Source organism: [Pseudomonas] carboxydohydrogena, assembly GCF_029030725.1.
GTDB classification, from domain to species: domain Bacteria; phylum Pseudomonadota; class Alphaproteobacteria; order Rhizobiales; family Xanthobacteraceae; genus Afipia; species Afipia carboxydohydrogena.
The window spans coordinates 1,601,388-1,619,477 of sequence record NZ_CP113162.1; the positions used below are offsets into that span (position 1 = coordinate 1,601,388).

The 18,090-nt window shown below is 62.1% G+C and carries 16 protein-coding genes; 15 read left to right on the forward strand and 1 reads right to left on the reverse strand.

Annotated elements, in window-relative coordinates; translation table 11 throughout:
- The first annotated feature begins 188 nt into the window (after nt 1–188).
- The 15 genes from AFIC_RS07925 to AFIC_RS07995 all read left to right on the forward strand — a co-directional run bounded on the left by AFIC_RS07925 (nt 189) and on the right by AFIC_RS07995 (nt 16,679).
- Nucleotides 189–1,187 carry a 30S ribosomal protein S2 gene (locus AFIC_RS07925; RefSeq protein ID WP_275248572.1) on the forward strand — a complete coding sequence of 333 codons (999 nt, stop codon included), beginning with the start codon at nt 189–191 and terminating at the stop codon, nt 1,185–1,187.
- 118 nt (nt 1,188–1,305) lie between these two features.
- On the forward strand, nt 1,306–2,229 hold the full coding sequence (gene tsf / locus AFIC_RS07930; RefSeq protein ID WP_275248573.1) for a translation elongation factor Ts: 924 nt from the start codon (nt 1,306–1,308) through the stop codon (nt 2,227–2,229).
- Nucleotides 2,230–2,271: 42 nt separating this feature from the next.
- Nucleotides 2,272–2,988 carry a UMP kinase gene (gene pyrH, locus AFIC_RS07935; protein ID WP_275248574.1) on the forward strand — a complete coding sequence of 239 codons (717 nt, stop codon included), beginning with the start codon at nt 2,272–2,274 and terminating at the stop codon, nt 2,986–2,988.
- 16 nt (nt 2,989–3,004) lie between these two features.
- Nucleotides 3,005–3,568: a ribosome recycling factor gene (gene frr, locus AFIC_RS07940; protein ID WP_009340753.1), complete on the forward strand. Its 564-nt coding sequence runs from the start codon at nt 3,005–3,007 to the stop codon at nt 3,566–3,568.
- Between the two features lie 9 nt (nt 3,569–3,577).
- On the forward strand, nt 3,578–4,336 hold the full coding sequence (locus AFIC_RS07945) for an isoprenyl transferase (RefSeq protein ID WP_275248575.1): 759 nt from the start codon (nt 3,578–3,580) through the stop codon (nt 4,334–4,336).
- A gap of 8 nt (nt 4,337–4,344) precedes the next feature.
- A complete protein-coding gene (locus AFIC_RS07950; RefSeq protein ID WP_275248576.1) occupies nt 4,345–5,187 on the forward strand; it encodes a phosphatidate cytidylyltransferase in 843 nt (280 codons plus the stop codon).
- Between the two features lie 4 nt (nt 5,188–5,191).
- Nucleotides 5,192–6,415 carry a 1-deoxy-D-xylulose-5-phosphate reductoisomerase gene (gene dxr, locus AFIC_RS07955; RefSeq protein ID WP_275248577.1) on the forward strand — a complete coding sequence of 408 codons (1,224 nt, stop codon included), beginning with the start codon at nt 5,192–5,194 and terminating at the stop codon, nt 6,413–6,415.
- 46 nt (nt 6,416–6,461) lie between these two features.
- A complete protein-coding gene (rseP, locus tag AFIC_RS07960; RefSeq protein ID WP_275248578.1) occupies nt 6,462–7,610 on the forward strand; it encodes an RIP metalloprotease RseP in 1,149 nt (382 codons plus the stop codon).
- 167 nt (nt 7,611–7,777) lie between these two features.
- Complete coding sequence (bamA, locus tag AFIC_RS07965; RefSeq protein WP_275248579.1) at nt 7,778–10,234, forward strand: outer membrane protein assembly factor BamA; 2,457 nt, start codon at nt 7,778–7,780, stop codon at nt 10,232–10,234.
- 138 nt (nt 10,235–10,372) lie between these two features.
- The gene (gene lpxD, locus AFIC_RS07970; protein WP_275248580.1) at nt 10,373–11,458 is read left to right on the forward strand and encodes a UDP-3-O-(3-hydroxymyristoyl)glucosamine N-acyltransferase; all 1,086 of its coding nucleotides are present in this window, start codon (nt 10,373–10,375) and stop codon (nt 11,456–11,458) included.
- Entirely contained in the window at nt 11,458–11,916 is a 459-nt protein-coding gene (gene fabZ, locus AFIC_RS07975; RefSeq protein ID WP_275248581.1) for a 3-hydroxyacyl-ACP dehydratase FabZ, read from the forward strand. Before lpxD ends, fabZ begins: the two co-directional genes overlap by 1 nt.
- 4 nt (nt 11,917–11,920) lie before the next feature.
- The gene (lpxA, locus tag AFIC_RS07980) at nt 11,921–12,721 is read left to right on the forward strand and encodes an acyl-ACP--UDP-N-acetylglucosamine O-acyltransferase (protein ID WP_275248582.1); all 801 of its coding nucleotides are present in this window, start codon (nt 11,921–11,923) and stop codon (nt 12,719–12,721) included.
- Nucleotides 12,722–12,732: 11 nt separating this feature from the next.
- Nucleotides 12,733–13,587, forward strand: a complete 855-nt coding sequence (locus AFIC_RS07985) for an LpxI family protein (RefSeq protein ID WP_275248583.1) — start codon at nt 12,733–12,735, stop codon at nt 13,585–13,587.
- A 2-nt stretch (nt 13,588–13,589) separates the two neighbouring features.
- A complete protein-coding gene (gene lpxB / locus AFIC_RS07990) occupies nt 13,590–14,777 on the forward strand; it encodes a lipid-A-disaccharide synthase (protein ID WP_275248584.1) in 1,188 nt (395 codons plus the stop codon).
- 210 nt (nt 14,778–14,987) lie between these two features.
- Nucleotides 14,988–16,679: a methyl-accepting chemotaxis protein gene (locus AFIC_RS07995; protein ID WP_275248585.1), complete on the forward strand. Its 1,692-nt coding sequence runs from the start codon at nt 14,988–14,990 to the stop codon at nt 16,677–16,679.
- Between the two features lie 77 nt (nt 16,680–16,756).
- On the opposite strand, the gene gltA is transcribed toward AFIC_RS07995, so the two are convergent.
- Nucleotides 16,757–18,061 carry a citrate synthase gene (gene gltA / locus AFIC_RS08000; RefSeq protein ID WP_275248586.1) on the reverse strand — a complete coding sequence of 435 codons (1,305 nt, stop codon included), beginning with the start codon at nt 18,059–18,061 and terminating at the stop codon, nt 16,757–16,759.
- Nucleotides 18,062–18,090 lie beyond the last annotated feature (29 nt).

Below are 18,090 nucleotides of genomic sequence, written 5' to 3' on the forward strand. Positions count from 1 at the left end.
GCAAATAATGCCCCCAAATCCTTGCTTTATGCCCCCTTCGTGGGTATAAGCCGCGCCATCTCACACGGAAACATGGCTGTCACAGGCCGTCCGGTGGCAACCGGGCCGCACGAAAGTGCCTATTGAAGGCACGATCCGAGGCTCATTGCTCACACGTTTCCGGAGGAACCAACCGGAGAATACATACAATGGCGCTTCCCGATTTCTCGATGCGTCAGCTCTTGGAAGCTGGCGTTCACTTTGGTCACCAGTCTCACCGATGGAATCCGAAGATGGCGGATTACATCTTCGGTGCCCGCAACAACATCCACATCATCGACCTCGCCCAGACCGTTCCGTTGCTGCATCGCGCGCTACAGGCGGTGAGCGACACTGTCGCCAAGGGCGGCCGTATCCTGTTCGTCGGCACCAAGCGTTCGGCGCAGGATGGCGTCGCGGAAGCCGCGAAGCGTTCGGCGCAGTATTTCGTCAACTCCCGCTGGCTCGGCGGCACGCTGACCAACTGGAAGACGGTGTCTGGCTCGATCAAGCGCCTGCGCCAGCTCGACGACATGCTGGGCTCGGCCGAAGGCAACCAGTACACCAAGAAAGAGCGCCTCACGCTTCAGCGCGAGCGCGACAAGCTCGACCGCTCGCTCGGCGGCATCAAGGACATGGGCGGTCTGCCCGACCTGATCTTCGTGATCGACACCAACAAGGAAGACATCGCGATCCAGGAGGCCCAGCGCCTCAACATCCCGGTCGCGGCGATTGTCGATACCAATTGCGACCCGAAGGGCATCACCTACGTCGTTCCGGGTAACGACGACGCGGGCCGCGCCATCGCGCTGTATTGCGACCTCATCGCGCGTGCGGCCATCGACGGCATTTCGCGCGGTCAGGGCGATGCCGGCGTCGATCTCGGCGCCATGGTCAACCCGCCGAAGGAAGACGCTGCGGCGGCTCCGAAGACTGACGGTTTCCAGGGCCTCGCCGGTCCGCGCGGCGTTGCCGACGACCTCAAGAAGCTGTCGGGCGTGTCCGGCGCGATCGAGAAGAAGCTCAACGATCTCGGCGTTTTCCACTACTGGCAGATCGCCGAACTCGACCACGACACCGCGCACAAGATCGGCGAGGAAGTCGGTCTTCCGGCTCGTGCCGATGGCTGGGTTGCCCAGTCGAAGGCGCTGACCGCCGACGCGGAATAATTCAAGATCACTTCGCGGCCGGCTCTGCCGGCCGCATCATTTTCAGGCAAGAAACGCCCTGTAAGACGATGGCATGCGGCACCGCAGCCGCGAACTACAGGCGAGAGGGTATTGGACAATGGCAACGATCTCAGCAGCGATGGTCAAGGATCTGCGCGAAAAGACCGGCGCGGGCATGATGGATTGCAAGCAGGCGCTCAACGAAACCAATGGCGATATCGACGCGGCGGTGGACTGGCTGCGCAAGAAGGGCCTGTCGAAGGCCGCGAAGAAGGCCGGGCGTGTCGCCGCCGAGGGTCTGATCGGCGCGATCGTCTCCGGCACCAAGGGCGTTGTCGTCGAGGTCAACTCGGAAACCGATTTCGTGGCCCGCAACGAGCAGTTCCAGGGCCTCGTCAAGATGATCGGCCAGGTCGCGCTCGACGCAGGCTCCGATGTCGAAAAGATCAAGGCCGCCAAGGTCGGCGCCGTCACGGTGGAAGCCGCGATCAACGACGCCATCGCCACCATCGGCGAGAACATGACGCTGCGCCGCGCCGCCACGCTCTCGGTCGGCAATGGCGTGGTCGCCAGCTACGTGCATAACGCCGTCACCGATGGTCTCGGCAAGATGGGCGTGATCGTCGCGCTCGAATCGACCGGCAAGGCCGACGAACTGGCAGCCCTGGGCCGCCAGCTCGCGATGCATGTCGCCGCCGCCAATCCGCAGGCGCTGGACGCCGCCGGTCTCGACCCGCAGGTTGTCGCCCGCGAGAAGGACGTCATGGCCGACAAGTACCGCCAGCAGGGCAAGCCGGACGCGATGATCGCGAAGATCGTCGAATCGGGCCTGAAGACCTACTACAAGGAAGTCACCTTGCTGGAGCAGGCCTTCATTCACGACAGCGGCAAGAGCGTCGCGCAGGCCGTGAAGGAAGCCGAAGGCAAGGTCGGCGCGCCTATCAAGGTTGCCGGATTTGTGCGCTATGCTCTCGGCGAGGGAATCGAGAAGGAAGAATCCGATTTCGCCGCCGAAGTCGCCGCAGCTGCCGGACAGGGCTGAGCGGAGACTTCCGCTCAACCGATCTGGAAGGAACAACGCGTCATGGGTGAGCCGCTCTATCGTCGCGTCGTGGTGAAACTGTCCGGCGAGTATCTCGCCGGTTCACAGCCTTTCGGCATCGATCAACCGACACTGGACCGCGTTGCGGCCGATCTCATCGCAGCGGTGGAGCGCGGCATTCAGGTTGCCGTCGTCGTTGGCGGCGGCAACATCTTCCGTGGCGTGGATGTGTCCTCGCGCGGCGTGTCGCGGCCGACCGGCGACACTATGGGCATGCTCGCCACCGTCATGAACTGCCTCGCGCTGGAATCGGCGCTGGAGCGCAAGGGTCAATCCGCGCGCACGCTCTGCGCGCTGGCGATGCCGCAGGTGTGCGAACTGTTCACCCGCAAGGCGGCGCTGCGTTATCTCGCGGACGGCCGCATCGTGCTGTTCGCGGGCGGCACCGGCAATCCGTTCTTCACCACCGATACCACAGCCGTGCTGCGCGCGAGCGAGATCGGCGCTCAGGCGGTGCTGAAGGCTACCAATGTGGACGGCGTCTACAGCGCCGACCCGAAGGTGGACAAGACCGCCAAGCGGTTCGAGCGGCTGACCCATTCCCAGGCCATCGAGGGCGGCTACAAGGTGATGGACGCCACGGCGTTCGCGCTTGCCCGCGAGAACTCATTGCCTATCATCGTGTTTTCAATCGCCGAATCCGGGTCGATCGGCGCAATTCTGGACGGCACCGGCAACGGCACCATCGTGGCCGGCTGACAAGGAGCGGAAGTTCATGACGACGAACGGTTTCGACATCAACGATCTGAAACGCCGCATGGACGGCGCCAAGGATTCGCTGAAGCATGAACTCGGCGGCCTGCGGACCGGGCGTGCGGCGATCTCGATGGTCGAGCCGGTGCAGGTGGAGGCCTATGGCAGCCACATGCCGCTCAATCAGGTCGCGACCGTCAGTGTCCCCGAACCGCGCCTTCTCTCCGTGCAGGTCTGGGACAAATCGATGGTCAAGGCGGTGGAGACCGCAATTGTCAATTCGAACCTTGGCCTCAATCCCGCGACCGAAGGACAAGTGATCCGGCTGCGGATTCCCGAATTGAACGAGGAACGCCGCAAGGAACTCGTGAAGGTCGCTCATAAATACGCGGAAGCTGCCAAGGTCGCTGTGCGTCACGTTCGCCGCGACGGCCTCGACATCGTCAAGAAGCTGGAGAAGGATCGCCAGATGTCCGAGGACGATCAGGAGCGGGCGTCCGGCGAAATCCAGAAGGTGACCGATGCCGCCATTGCCGACATCGACAAGTTGCTCGCCACCAAGGAAAAAGAAATTCTCACCGTCTGAGAGAAGCCGATGCTGAAGGGCGACACGCCGCAGACTGGGGAGCCGGACAACACCGGATCGCCGCGGCATGTCGCCATCATCATGGACGGCAACGGGCGCTGGGCGGCGGCGCGTGGACTGCCGCGCGCGGAAGGACACCGCCGCGGCGTCGAGGCGCTGCGCAAGGTTTTGCGCGCCGCGCATGAACTCGGCATTTCCTATCTCACGATTTTCTCCTTCAGTTCGGAGAACTGGTCGCGTCCCGCGAGCGAGATCGGCGATCTGTTCGGCCTCTTGCGCCGCTTCATCCGCAACGATCTTGCCTCCCTGCACGGCGACGGCGTTTGCGTGCGCGTGATCGGAGAGCGCGAGGGGCTGGAGCCGGACATCAAGGCGCTGCTGAAGGAAGCCGAGGATCTGACGCGCCACAACACGCGGCTGACGCTGGTGGTGGCGTTCAACTACGGTTCGCGCCATGAAATCGCTCATGCCGCGCAGCGGCTCGCGATTGAAGTCGCCGAAGGCAAGCGCGATCCGGCGACGATCACGGCCGACACGCTCGGCAGCTATCTCGATGCGCCCGATATCCCCGATCCGGATCTCATCATCCGCACCAGCGGCGAGCAGCGGCTGTCGAATTTTCTGATGTGGCAGGCGGCCTACAGCGAACTTGTTTTCGTGCCGATTCATTGGCCGGATTTCGACAAGGCTGCGCTGGAAGGAGCGATTGCCGAATATGCGACCCGCGAGCGCCGTTTCGGCGGCCTGATCGCAAAGACAGGATCGTGAACGGCGCGATGCCGGACTCTTCCGCGCCCACGCTGCCCGTGAAGGCATCGCGCAACCTGATCGCGCGGATCGCCGCCGCCGCATTGCTGGCGCCGGTCGCGTTGATGTTCGTGTTCGCGGGCGGCTGGCTCTGGGTGCTGCTGGTCACCGCGATCGCGGTCGGCCTGTTTTACGAATGGCACGAGATCGTCAATCCGGCGCGCAACCCGCGCACCTTCGCTGCCGGTGTCATTGCTCTCGAGTTGATCGGCCTGGCGCTCTGGTTCGGATGGGGCGGCGTGGCGTGGGCCGCGTTCATTCTCGGCATCACGATGATCGCCTTCATGGCGACGGAGCAGCGGCGCTGGACCACGGCCGGATTCATCTACGCTGCGGCGGCGCTTATCGCCTCGGCGATGGTGCGGCTCGATGGTGCGATGGGATTTTACGCGCTGATGTTCACGCTGTTCGTCGTCTGGGCGAGCGATATCGGCGGTTATTTCGCGGGCCGCGCCATCGGCGGTCCGAAACTCTGGCCGCGCGTCAGCCCGAACAAGACATGGGCGGGCTCGATCGGCGCGCTTGTTCTCAGTGCGCTGGTCGCGTTTGTGGTCAGTTGGCTCGGCTGGGGGCGGTTCGTGCCGCTGCTTATTCTCGCGCTCGCGATGTCGGTGGTGGCGCAACTGGGCGATTTGTTCGAGTCGGCGGTGAAACGCCGTTTCGGGGTCAAGGATTCGAGCCAGATCATTCCAGGCCATGGCGGCCTGATGGACCGGCTCGACGGGTTCGTCGCCGCGATTGTTTTCGTGGCTTTGATCGGGTTTTTGCGGGCCGGTGCGGATGGCATCGGCCGTGGTTTCATGATTTGGTGATCTGATGAGTGTTGTGCCTTTACGTCAAAGCGAACCGATGCTGCATGCCGATCGTGTCGTCACCATTCTCGGTGCGACCGGCTCGATCGGCCAGAGCACCGTCGATCTGGTGCGCCGCGTGCCGGACCGCTATCGCGTCGAGGCGCTGACCGCACACAGCAATGTCGCGGAACTCGCGAAGCTCGCGCGCGAACTTGACGCGCGCTTTGCCGCGATTGCCGACGAGGCGAAGTACGCCGAGTTGAAGGATGCGCTCGCGGGCTCCGGCATCGAGGCGGGCGCGGGCGAGGGCGCGCTTGTCGAGGCGGCGCTGCGTCCCGCGAACTGGGTGATGGCGGCGATGAGCGGCGCGGCCGGTCTCAAGCCCGCGATGGCAGCGGCCGGGCGCGGGGAGATCGTCGCGCTGGCGAACAAGGAATGCCTTGTCTGCGCCGGTGAAGCCTTCATGAAGCACGCAGCCGCCAGCAAGGCGACCGTGCTGCCGGTCGATTCCGAACACAACGCGATCTTTCAGGCGCTCGGCGCGGGCAGGCGCGAGGATCTGGTGCGCATCATTCTCACCGCATCCGGCGGGCCGTTTCGTACGGCGACGCGCGAGCAGATCGAGAATGCGACCGTGGAGCAGGCGCTCAAGCATCCGAACTGGAGCATGGGCCGGAAGATCACCATCGATTCCGCGACCATGTTCAACAAGGCGCTGGAGATCATCGAGGCGTTTCATCTGTTCGAGCTTGAGGCCGGCCAGATCGACGTGCTGGTGCATCCGCAGTCGATCATCCATGGCCTTGTCGAATTTTCCGACCGCTCGGTGGTGGCACAGATGGGCGCGCCCGACATGCGCACGCCGATCGCGCATTGCCTCGGCTGGCCGCACCGGATCGACGGCCCGGCGCAGCGGCTCGATCTTGCCGCCTTGGGCCAACTGACTTTCGAAGCGCCGGACCCGGTCCGGTTTCCGGCCTTGCGGCTGGTGCAGGAGGCGCTGCGCACCGGCGGCGCGGCACCAACCGTGCTCAACGCGGCCAACGAGGTCGCGGTCGCCTCGTTCCTCGATCGCAAGATCCCGTTCGGCGGCATCGCCCGGCTGGTCGAGGCGACGCTTGAGGCATTGGTGGCCAAGGGGACGGCGAAGGCGCCGCAAAGCGCCGACGAGGCTCTGGCCGTTGACCATACCGCACGAAAAACCGCGGCAGGCCTCTTGCCTCAAATTGCCTTAAAGGCATCCTAGACGATTGGGGAGGCAAGCCTGTACGGCTCGCCAGCGAGGGACGGACGTGGACTTTTTCTTCAACATTTTCCATACGTTAAGCCATGGTCTGATTGGCTATCTCATTCCTTTTCTGTTTGTCCTGACGGTCGTCGTTTTCTTCCACGAGCTGGGCCACTTCCTGGTCGCACGCTGGGCAGGGGTACGGGTGCTCACGTTCTCCCTCGGTTTTGGCCCCGAACTGTTCGGTTTCAATGATCGCACCGGCACCCGCTGGAAACTCTCCGCCATTCCGCTCGGCGGCTACGTGAAGTTCTTCGGCGATGCGAGCGAGGCCTCGACGCCTGCGCCGCAGGTACTTGCCGCGATGTCGGAGAAGGAGCGGCAGGACAGCTTCCATCACAAGAGCGTCGCGCGTCGCGCTGCCATCGTGGCTGCGGGGCCGATCGCGAATTTCATTCTGGCGATCGTGATTTTCGGCGGCCTGTTTACATTCTATGGCAAGCCCAACACCAGCGCGCGGGTCGATACCGTGCAGGCCAACAGTGCCGCCGCGGCAGCGGGTTTCAAGCCGGGCGACGTCGTCACGTCGATCGACGGGCAGACCATTGAAACCTTCGTGGACATGCAGCGGATCGTCTCCACGCGTGCGGGCGAGGAACTGCACTTCACGGTGAAGCGTGGCGATCGCGTCGAGAATCTCACCGCGACGCCGCAACTGCGCGAGGTGAAGGACAGCTTCAACAACGTCCACAAGATCGGCATTCTCGGCATCAGCCGGTCCTCGACGCCGGGCGAACATGCGATCGAGCGCGTCGATCCGGCGACGGGCCTCTGGCTTGGCGTCAAGGAAACCTGGTTCGTCGTCAAAAGCACGGTCCTCTACATCGGCGACATCTTCACCCGCCGCGCGAGCGCCGATCAGCTCGGTGGCCCGATCCGAATCGCCCAGATTTCGGGGCAGGTGGCGACCATCGGCCTTGCCGCCCTGGTCCATCTGACGGCCGTGCTGTCGGTCTCGATCGGCCTTTTGAACCTGTTTCCGGTTCCGATGCTCGATGGCGGTCACCTTTTGTTCTATGCGGTGGAGGCAATCCGGGGGCGTCCGCTGTCCGAAAGGTCGCAGGAAATGGGCTTCCGGCTGGGTCTTGCTCTGGTGCTGATGCTGATGGTGTTCGCCACCTACAACGACATCCTGCATCTCGCTGGATCATAACGGTTTTACCTCCGTGGCCGATAGGCAACGTCTTGGTGGGATTTTGGGTTTTGGACGCTAAAGGACGTTTGCCCCGCCGTTAAAATTGGCTACAAGCGGGCAATGTTTTGGGGAATCTCCCGGCTCTTTTTCAGGGTCGGCTTTGGAATGATAAGGGCGCCTGGCGCATGATGGTTGGATTGCGGGGTCTACGGGGTGGCCTGGCTGCTGCCCTGGTTCTATTTGCTGCGCCTGCTGCGACAGTGGCTGCCGTCGGTCTCAGCGTGACCGCGGCTTATGCCCAGACGGTTGCTTCCATTGGGGTCGAGGGGAATCGCCGTATCGAAGCCGATACGATCCGTTCCTACTTCAAGCCGGGCCCGGGCGGCCGCCTCGACAACGCGGCGGTCGATGATGGCCTCAAGGCTCTGATCAACACCGGCCTGTTCTCCGACGTCCGAATCGAGCATCGCGGTGGCCGCCTTGTGGTGGTGGTCTCCGAGAACGCCGTGCTCGGCCGCGTTGTGTTCGAGGGCAACAAGAAGATCAAGGACGAGCAGCTCAACGCCGAGGTGCAGTCCAAGCCGCGCGGCACGCTGTCGCGCGCCATGGTGCAGTCCGACACCCAGCGCATCATCGAGATTTATCGCCACGCCGGCCGTTATGACGTGACGGTGACGCCCGAATACATCGAGCAGCCGAACAACCGCGTCGATCTGGTCTTCGTGATTCAGGAAGGCAAGAAGACCGGTGTGCAGGCGATCAACTTCATCGGCAACCACGCGTTCTCGAGCTATCGCCTGCGCGACATCATCAAGACCCGCGTATCCAATTTCCTGTCCTTCCTCTCCTCTGGCGACGTTTACGACCCGGATCGCGTGGAAGCCGACCGCGACCTGATTCGCCGCTTCTATCTCAAGAACGGTTATGCGGACGTCCAGGTTGTTGCGGCGCTGACCGAATACGATCCCTCGGTGAAGGGCTTCATCGTCACCTTCAAGATCGAGGAAGGTCAGAAGTACCGCGTCGCTTCGATCAGCTACAGTTCCACGATTCCCTCGTTTGATGCGAATACGCTGCGTTCCCTGTCGCGCGTCAGCGTCGGCTCCGTCTACAACGTCGAAGCGGTCGAGAAATCGGTCGAGGACATGACGGTCGATACCTCCCGCCGCGGTTATGCCTTCGCGCAGGTCAAGCCGCGCGGCGACCGTAACTTCGAGAATCACACCGTTTCGATCGTGTTCGACGTGACGGAAGGCCCGCGCGTCTACATCGAGCGCATCAACATCCGCGGCAACACGCGCACGCGCGATTACGTGCTGCGCCGTGAATTCGATATCGGTGAGGGCGACGCCTACAACCGTGCGCTGATCGACCGCGCCGAGCGCCGCCTGAAGAATCTCGACTACTTCAAGGAAGTGAAGATCACGCAGGAGCCGGGCTCCTCGCCGGATCGCGTCATCGTCAATGTCGATGTGGAAGAAAAATCGACCGGCGACTTCTCGGTGTCGGGCGGCTACTCCACCGCCGACGGCGCGCTCGCGGAAGTCAGCGTCTCCGAACGCAACCTCCTGGGCCGCGGCCTGTACGCGAAGGCGTCGGTGCAGTACGGCCAGTATGCGCGCGGCTACACGCTCTCGTTCGTCGAGCCGTATCTGCTCGGCTACCGCGTCGCGCTGGGTCTCGACCTCTATCAGCGCGAGCAGCTGCCCAACAGCTACATCTCGTACAAATCCAAGACGTTCGGTTTCAGCCCGCGCCTTGGCTTCCAGTTGCGCGAAGACCTGTCGTTGCAAATACGGTATTCGGTTTCGCGGCAGGAAATCTCGCTGCCGTCGCAGTACCAGAACTGTAATAATGGCATTCCGCTTGGCCAGATCACTCCGCCCAATACCATTCCAGACTGCTTTGTTGACGGCGAGGCATCTGTTCCCGTCAAGGCTGGTCTGGCATTCGGTGGTGTCCTGACCTCGGCGGCGGGTGCGACGCTGACCTACAACACCCTCGACAACAACAAGAACCCGACCTCCGGTATTCTCGCGACATGGTCCGAGGATTTCGCGGGCCTCGGCGGTGACGTGCGCTACATCAAGTCGACCGGCGACGTGAAGCTCTACACCCCGATCGTCTCCGACATCGTCGGCCTGATCCACGTTCAGGGTGGTGTCCTCAACGGTTGGAGCGGCGGTGGTGCAGCGAATGCCGGCAACGTCTGGGGCAACGTCCGCATGCTGGATAACTTCCAGATGGGCCCGAATCTGGTGCGCGGCTTCGCGCCGATGGGCATCGGACCGCGTGACATGACGTTTGGCACCACGAATGACGCGCTGGGCGGTACCAAGTACTGGGGTGCTTCGGCCGAATTGCAGATGCCGTTCTGGTTCCTGCCGAAGGAGGCTGGCCTGAAGGGTGCGGTGTTCGCGGATGCCGGTTCGCTGTGGGGCTATGAGGGCGTCCAGTCGTATCTCGGACAGAACGTCGATCTGGGCGGAACCGATACCATGAAAATCCGCTCCTCGGTCGGTGTCGGCCTGATCTGGGCCTCGCCGTTCGGCCCGCTGCGGTTCGACTACGCCGTGCCGATCAGCAAGGTCACCGGCGACCGCGTCCAGCAGTTCCGGTTCGGTGGCGGTACTTCGTTCTGATCCGGGCTTGAGACACAGCTCGTTTTCACCGAAATTGAAGCGGCCGGATCACCTCCGGCCGCTTGATTTTATGGATGATTTGTTCCGGACTGCTTCCGTTATGGGTTTTCAGGCTCACTATTCCGCGAGGCGGCAGGCATGACGCAGCCGGGCTTTTTCAGGCAGCCGGAACCCATGACGTTGGGCGACATCGCCGCCCTGACGGGAGCTCAATTGGCCGATCCGTCGCGGGCCGGGCAGACCGTCAGCGGCACCTCTACGCTCGATCAGGCGGGGCCAAGAGACCTCGCATTCTTTGACAAGCGCAAATACGGCGACGAACTGCACCGCTCCCATGCGGGGGCCTGTCTCGTCAGCGCAGGCCTTCAAGCCGACGTGCCTGAACACATCACCGTGCTGCGCGTCGCCAATCCTTACGCGGCCTTCGTCGAGGTTGCCCGCGTACTTTATGCCGATACGCTGCGGCCGGCATCCTCGTTCGGCAATGAGGGGATTGCGGACTCCGCCGTGGTGCATCCCGATGCATTGCTGGAGGATGGCGTGATCGTCGATCCTCTGGCCGTGATCGGCCCCGATGTCGAGATCGGAACGGGCACCGTGATCGGGGCCGGCACGGTGATCGGCGCGGGCGTCAAGATCGGTCGGAATTGCAGCATCGGTCCCGGCGTGACGATCCTGCATTGCTACATCGGCAATGACGTTATCATCCATCCGGGTTGCCGGATTGGACAGGACGGCTACGGTTTTGTCTCCGGACCGGCGGGGCACAAGAAGGTCCCCCAACGTGGGCGTGTTCTGATCCAGAATGACGTCGAGATCGGCGCGGGCACCACGGTCGATCGTGGCGCGCTGCGCGACACCGTGATCGGCGAAGGTACCAAGATCGATAATCTGGTGCAGATCGGCCATAACGTCACCATCGGGCGGCGCTGCATCATCGTCAGCCAGAGTGGCGTGGCGGGAAGCTCGACACTGGGCGACGGCGCGGTGCTGGGCGCGCGTGTCGGCGTTTCCGATCATGCTACCATCGGCGCGGGCTCGATGCTCGCGGCGCGCTCGAGCGTCGTCGGCGAAGTACCGGCGAATGTGAAATGGGGCGGATCGCCCGCCAAACCGATCAAGCAGTTTTTCCGCGAACTGTTCGAGGTCGAGAAGCTCGGCCGCGAAGGTTTGAACGGCGGCAAGTCGAAATCGCCGGGTGCGAACGAAGAAGGGCAGAAATAATGGAAGCGCAGGCGCCAATCCGTCTGGAGTCGGTGGACATCGGCACCATCATGAAGACGCTGCCGCACCGGTATCCGTTTCTCCTGATCGACCGGGTGGTGGACATCCGCGAGGATTTCAGCGGCATCGGCATCAAGAACGTCACCGCGAGCGAGCCGTGCTTTCTGGGCCATTTTCCGAACCGGCCGATCTACCCGGGCGTGCTGATGATCGAGGGCATGGCGCAGACCGCGGGCGTCATCGGGATGCTATCGACCGAGACCGAGCGGCCGACTGCGGTCTACTTCCTCACCATCGACAACTGCAAATTCCGCAAGCCGGCGGGACCGGGCGATGTGATCTCGTATCACTTGCGGCTGATCAACAGGAAACGTGCGATGTGGTGGTTCCACGGCGACGCCAAGGTGAATGGCGTGACGATCGCCGAGGCTGATGTCGGCGCGATGCTGGCGGATTGAGTTTATGGCCAAGATTGATCCTTCCGCGCGTGTTGAATCCGGCGCCGTTCTTGGCGCTGACGTCACCATTGGGCCGTTTTGCGTGGTTGGCCCGCATGCCGTGATAGGCGCGGGCACGACGCTTGTGTCCCACGTCAACATTTCCGGCATCACGGAGATCGGAGAGAACTGCACGGTCTATCCATTCGCGTCGCTCGGCACGGCGCCGCAATCCACGGGGTATCGCGGCGAGCCGACAAAACTCGTTGTTGGCAACAACTGCACCATCCGCGAAGGCGTGACGATGAACATCGGCACGGTCTCGGGTGGCGGTGTCACGACCGTCGGCGACCGTGGATTCTTCATGAACAATGCGCATGTCGGGCACGATTGCCATGTCGGCAAGGACGTGATCTTCGCGACCTCCGCGACGCTCGGAGGGCATTGCACGATCGGCGATTTCGTTTTTATCGGTGGCCTGTCCGCGGTCCATCAGTTCACCCGCATCGGTTCGCAGGTGATGGTCGGTGGCGTCTGCGGCGTGACGCAGGACATCATTCCCTATGCGATCGCCAACGGCCAGCGCGCCAAGCTGGAGGGACTTAATGTCGTCGGCATGAAGCGGCGCGGATTCACTCATACGCGAATGAAAACCGTGCGGGCGTTTTATCAGAGGCTGTTTCACGGTCCGGGTGTCTTTGCCGAGCGCCTTGCAGCGTTGCAGGACGAACGAGGGTCGGACCCTGCGATTGCGGACATTCTGGATTTCATCGCGGCCGACAATCACCGGCCGCTATGCATGCCGTCGGCTTCGGATCACTCCTGAACGGGATGGCGATGGACAATCAGGCCGATCATCAGCACCCGGTCGGATTGATTGCCGGAGGCGGTGTGCTTCCGTTTGCGCTGGCCGACAGCCTGCTCGCGCAGGGACGCGAGCCGATCCTGATCGGTCTCAAGGGATTCTGCGATCCGCAGCGCATCGCGAATTATCGCCATCACTGGTTTTCGGTCGGCCAGTTCGGCTCGATCATGGCGGCGCTGCGCGAGGAAGGATGTTCCGACATCACCTTCATCGGCAATCTGGTCCGGCCCGCGTTCAAGGATCTGCGGTTCGACTGGCTCGCGGTCCGGATTCTTCCGCAAATTCTGCAAGGTCTGCGCGGCGGCGACAATCATATCCTGTCGGCGACGGCGCGGGTATTCGAGGACGGCGGCTTTCGCGTGCTCGGCGTGCGCGACCTTGCGCCCGATCTTCTGATGCCATCCGGCTGCCTCACGCGTGCGCCACCCGATGCGGCGAGTCTGAGCGATGCAGCGAAAGGGCGGGAGGTGCTGCGGGCAACCAGCCCGTTCGATATCGGACAGGCGGTTGTTGTCATCGGTGGCCATGTGGTGAGCGTCGAGGATATCGCGGGGACCGATGCGCTGCTTGTACGGATCAAGGAGTTGCGTGAGAGCGGGCGATTGCGTGCGAAGCCTGGCCGGGGCGTTCTCGTCAAGGCGCCCAAACAGGGACAGGATCTGCGCCTCGATCTTCCCGCGCTCGGGCCGCAGACGATCCGGGGCATCGCGGAAGCAGGCCTCGCCGGGATTGCCGTAATGGCGGGGCACTCGGTTGTCGCTGAACCGCAGGCGATGGTTGAGGCGGCGGACAATGCCGGCATCTTCGTCGTTGGGCTGGACCCCTGACCATGACGCAGAAGGTCATGAGGAGACCGCGAAAAATCTTCCTGATCGCCACCGAGCCTTCCGGCGACCATCTTGGCGCGGCCTTGATGAAAGAGTTACGCCATCGGTTCGGCAACGAGGTTGAGCTTGCAGGCATTGGCGGCCGCGAGATGGAGGAGCAGGGGATCACCTCGCTGTTCCCGATTGGCGATCTCGCGATCGTCGGCTTCGCGGCGGTCGCGCGGCAGCTCCCGATGTTGCTCCGGCGTATCAGTGAGGCGGCTTCCGCGGTCGTCCGGGCCAAGCCTGACATTCTGGTGATCATCGACAGTCCCGACTTCACCCATCGCGTGGCGAGGAAGGTCCGCAAGGCTGACCCGTCCATTCCGATTGTCGATTATGTGTCGCCGACGGTCTGGGCGTGGCGGCCGGGCCGCGCGCGTACGATGGCGGGCTATGTCGATCATGTGCTGGCGGTGTTGCCGTTCGAGCCGGACGAGCATCGCAAGCTCGGCGGGCCGGCCTGTACCTATATCGGTCACCCGTTGATCGAGCGGCTGGACACGCTGCGGCCGAATGCGCAGGAGGCGCAACGGCGGGAAACGCCGCCGCCAATACTCGTTCTGTTGCCGGGTAGCCGCCGCGGTGAAATCCGCCACCACATGCCGGTGTTCGGCGAAACACTGGCGGCGCTACGCGAGCAGGGGGTTACGGTCGAAGCCGTGCTGCCGACCTTGCCGCATCTGCTGGACGCCGTGAACGAGGCCGCCGCGCAATGGACAGTGCGGCCGCGCATCGTCACGACGGAGGCGGAGAAGCAGGCTGCGTTTCGCAATGCGCGCGCGGCGTTTGCAAAGTCCGGCACCGTAACGCTCGAACTGGCGCTGGCCGGCGTGCCGATGGTGACGCTCTATCGTGGCGGTGCTGTGGAAGCGTGGATCGCGCGCCGTGTCGTACGCGTGTCATCAATCATTCTCGCCAACCTCGTGATTGGTGAGAATGTCATCCCCGAATTTCATCAGGAGGAATGCACGGCGCAAAATCTTTCGTCTGCATTGCAGAATGTTCTGAGCGATACACCGCAGCGCAAGCGCCAGATTGAGGCTTTCGCGAAACTCGATCGTATCATGGATACCGGCGGCCGTTCACCGAGCGAACGGGCGGCGGATGTCGTGATCGCCATGCTCGATGACGATAAGATTTACCGTTAGGCGCCGATTATTTTCACAAATACGATATATTTCTAAGTTGGAATACGTACGCGTGGCTGCTCGACCCGGCACTTAAATAAAATTAAATGTATTTCTTGCACCGTCGGCGCATCGAGAGAGAGCGGTGCACGAATGATAATTCGTCGGATACGCCCATCCGGTCTCGCTTAACCTCCCGAGCATGTAAAGAAACTCGCTGAGGTTTTAGAGATGCGAAAGAATTTTCCGGTGACCGACGCCGAATATCCGGTTGACGATAAAACGCTGATTGTTTCGAAAACAAATCTCAAGGGAAAGCTGACTTACGTTAATGGCGATTTCATCGATGCGGCGGAATTCACGTCGGACGAATTGATAGGGCAGCCACATAATATCGTTCGTCACCCGGACATGCCGGAAGCCGCGTTCGAAAATCTCTGGGATACGCTGAAGGCGGGAAAGCCCTGGCTTGGGGCCATCAAGAATCGCCGCAAGAATGGGGGTTTCTATTGGGTGCTGGCGACCGCGTCGCCGATTTGCGAAAACGGACAGGTCACGGGCTATACCTCGATCCGGACGAGACTGCCCGCCGATCAGCGTGCATTGGCCGAGGACGTTTACGCCGCCATTCGCGAAAACAAGCCGCATCGTTATCGCATCGACGCGGGCATCATTCGCAAGCGATCTTTCGTGGATCATTTTTCGATCTTCACGCGCACCTTGAAGGCGCGCTTGACGACGATGATCGCGGTGCAGATGCTTTTTATGCTGGCTCTCGGTGCATGGAGCGTGTTCGGTCACGGCATGGCGGGAGTCGTGATGGCTTGTCTCGCCGGGATCGGCGCTCTTGTTTGCGCCGTTGTCGGCCGCCAGACCGTTATGGCCATACAAGGTCCGATGGATCATTTGAACGAAGTTCTGACGAACCTCGTTCAGGACAAGCTCGATAACCGAATCGAAATCAGGCGCGACGACGAGATCGGAGAGGCGCTTCGCAATCTGCAAACCGTGCAGACCGTCATTCGCTTTACCCGCGACGAGGTTGATGCCACCCGGCGCCGCGCGGATATTCAACGCAAGGCAGACATGGCGAAGGTTGCGGATGCATTCGAGGCTGCGGTCGGCGAAATCGTCGATGCCGTAGCCTCGTCTGCGACCGAGCTTGAGGCTTCCGCGACCACGCTTGCGTCCACTGCCGACCATGCGCGGGAGTTTGCCGCACGCGTCGCCAGCGGTTCTCAGGACGCTTCGACCAGTGTCAGCTCTGTCGCCACCGCAACGGAGGAAATGACATCCTCGGTGCAGGAAATCAGCCGGCAGGTGCAGGATTCAGCGCACATGACGAGTGCCGCAGTCGATCAGGCCCGTTCCGCGACAGATCGCGTCAGTACGCTGTCGAACGCCGCGGCCCGCATCGGCGATATTGTCGAGATGATCAATAACATCGCCGCCCAGACAAATCTTCTGGCTCTCAACGCGACAATCGAGGCCGCGCGAGCAGGCGAAGCCGGGCGCGGTTTCTCTGTGGTGGCTTCCGAAGTGAAGGCGCTCGCCGAGCAGACGGCGAAAGCGACAGGCGAGATCGGCCGGCAGATCGGAGACATTCAGGGCGCTACGCAGGAATCTGTCGCGGCGATCAATGAAATCAGCAACTCCATTGAGAGGCTTTCGGAAATCTCGTCAGCGATTGCATCGGCCATCGAGGAGCAGGGCGCAACCACACAGGAGGTCGCCCGCAATGTCCAGCATGCGGCGCAGGGAGCACAGCAGGTGTCATCGAATGTCGGCAACCTTCAGCGCGGTGCGGAGGAGACGGGAGTTGCATCCTCGCAGTTGTTGTCGGCGGCTCAAACATTGTCCCATGACAGCAACAGGCTCAGACAGGAAGTCAACAAGTTCATGGGCTCGGTGCGCGTGGCCTAGACCGTATCATTGAATCCGCAAAACGAAACGGCCGGAGCGAATGCTCCGGCCGTTGAATAGTCCAGAAAGACGCAAGATTATTTGCGCTGATCGAGCGGTACGTAATCGCGCTTGACCGAACCGTTGAACAACTGGCGCGGACGGCCGATCTTCTGCTCGGGGTCCTCGATCATCTCGCTCCACTGGCTGATCCAGCCAACGGTGCGGGCGACCGCGAACAGCACGGTGAACATCGAGGTCGGGAAACCCATCGCCTTCAGCGTGATGCCCGAATAGAAATCGACGTTCGGATACAGCTTGCGGTCGATGAAGTACGGATCGCTCAGCGCGATCTTTTCCAACTCCATGGCGACATGCAGCAACGGATCGTTGCCGTGGCCGGTTTCCTTCAGAACCTTGTGCGCGGCCTGCTGCATCAGCTTGGCGCGCGGATCGTAGTTCTTGTAGACGCGATGCCCGAAGCCCATCAGGCGGACATTGCTGTTCTTGTCCTTCACCTTGGCGATGAATTCCGGAATCTTGTCGACGGTTCCGATTTCGCCGAGCATCGCGAGGGCCGCTTCATTGGCGCCGCCATGCGCAGGTCCCCACAGGCAGGCAATGCCCGCCGCGATGCAGGCGAACGGATTGGCGCCGGAAGATCCCGCGATGCGCACCGTCGAGGTCGAGGCGTTCTGCTCGTGGTCGGCATGGAGGATGAAGATCTTGTCCAGCGCATCGGCGAGAACGGGGTTGACCTTGTATTCCTCGCACGGCACCGCGAAGCACATGTGCAGGAAGTTCTCGGCGAAGTGCAGCCGGTTCTGCGGGTAAACGAACGGCTGGCCGATCGAATATTTGTAGGCCATCGCCGCGAGCGTCGGAATTTTGGCGATCATCCGCATGGAAGCGATCATGCGCTGCTGCGGATCGTTGATGTCGGTCGAGTCGTGATAGAATGCGGCCAGCGCGCCTACAGAGGCCACCATCACGGCCATCGGATGCGCGTCGCGGCGGAACGCCTGGAAGAAACGCGCCATCTGCTCGTGCACCATGGTGTGGTGCGTGACGCGCTTATCGAAATCGTCCTTCTGCGCCTTGGTCGGCAGCTCGCCGTACAGCAGCAGGTAACAGGTTTCGAGGAAGTCGCCCTGTTCGGCGAGTTGTTCGATCGGATAGCCACGGTACTGAAGGATGCCTGCGTCGCCATCGATGTAAGTGATTTTCGACTGGCAGCTTGCCGTGGAGGTAAAGCCCGGATCGTAGGTGAACATACCGGTCTGGGCGTAGAGCTTGCTGATGTCGACGACATCCGGGCCCACCGTGCCGCTGTAGACAGGCAAGTTCACGCTCTTGTCGCCTACGGTAAGGGTGGCTTGTTTTGTGTTGGACTTCACATCCATCGTGGATCCCCCGATGTCTCTTGGTACGG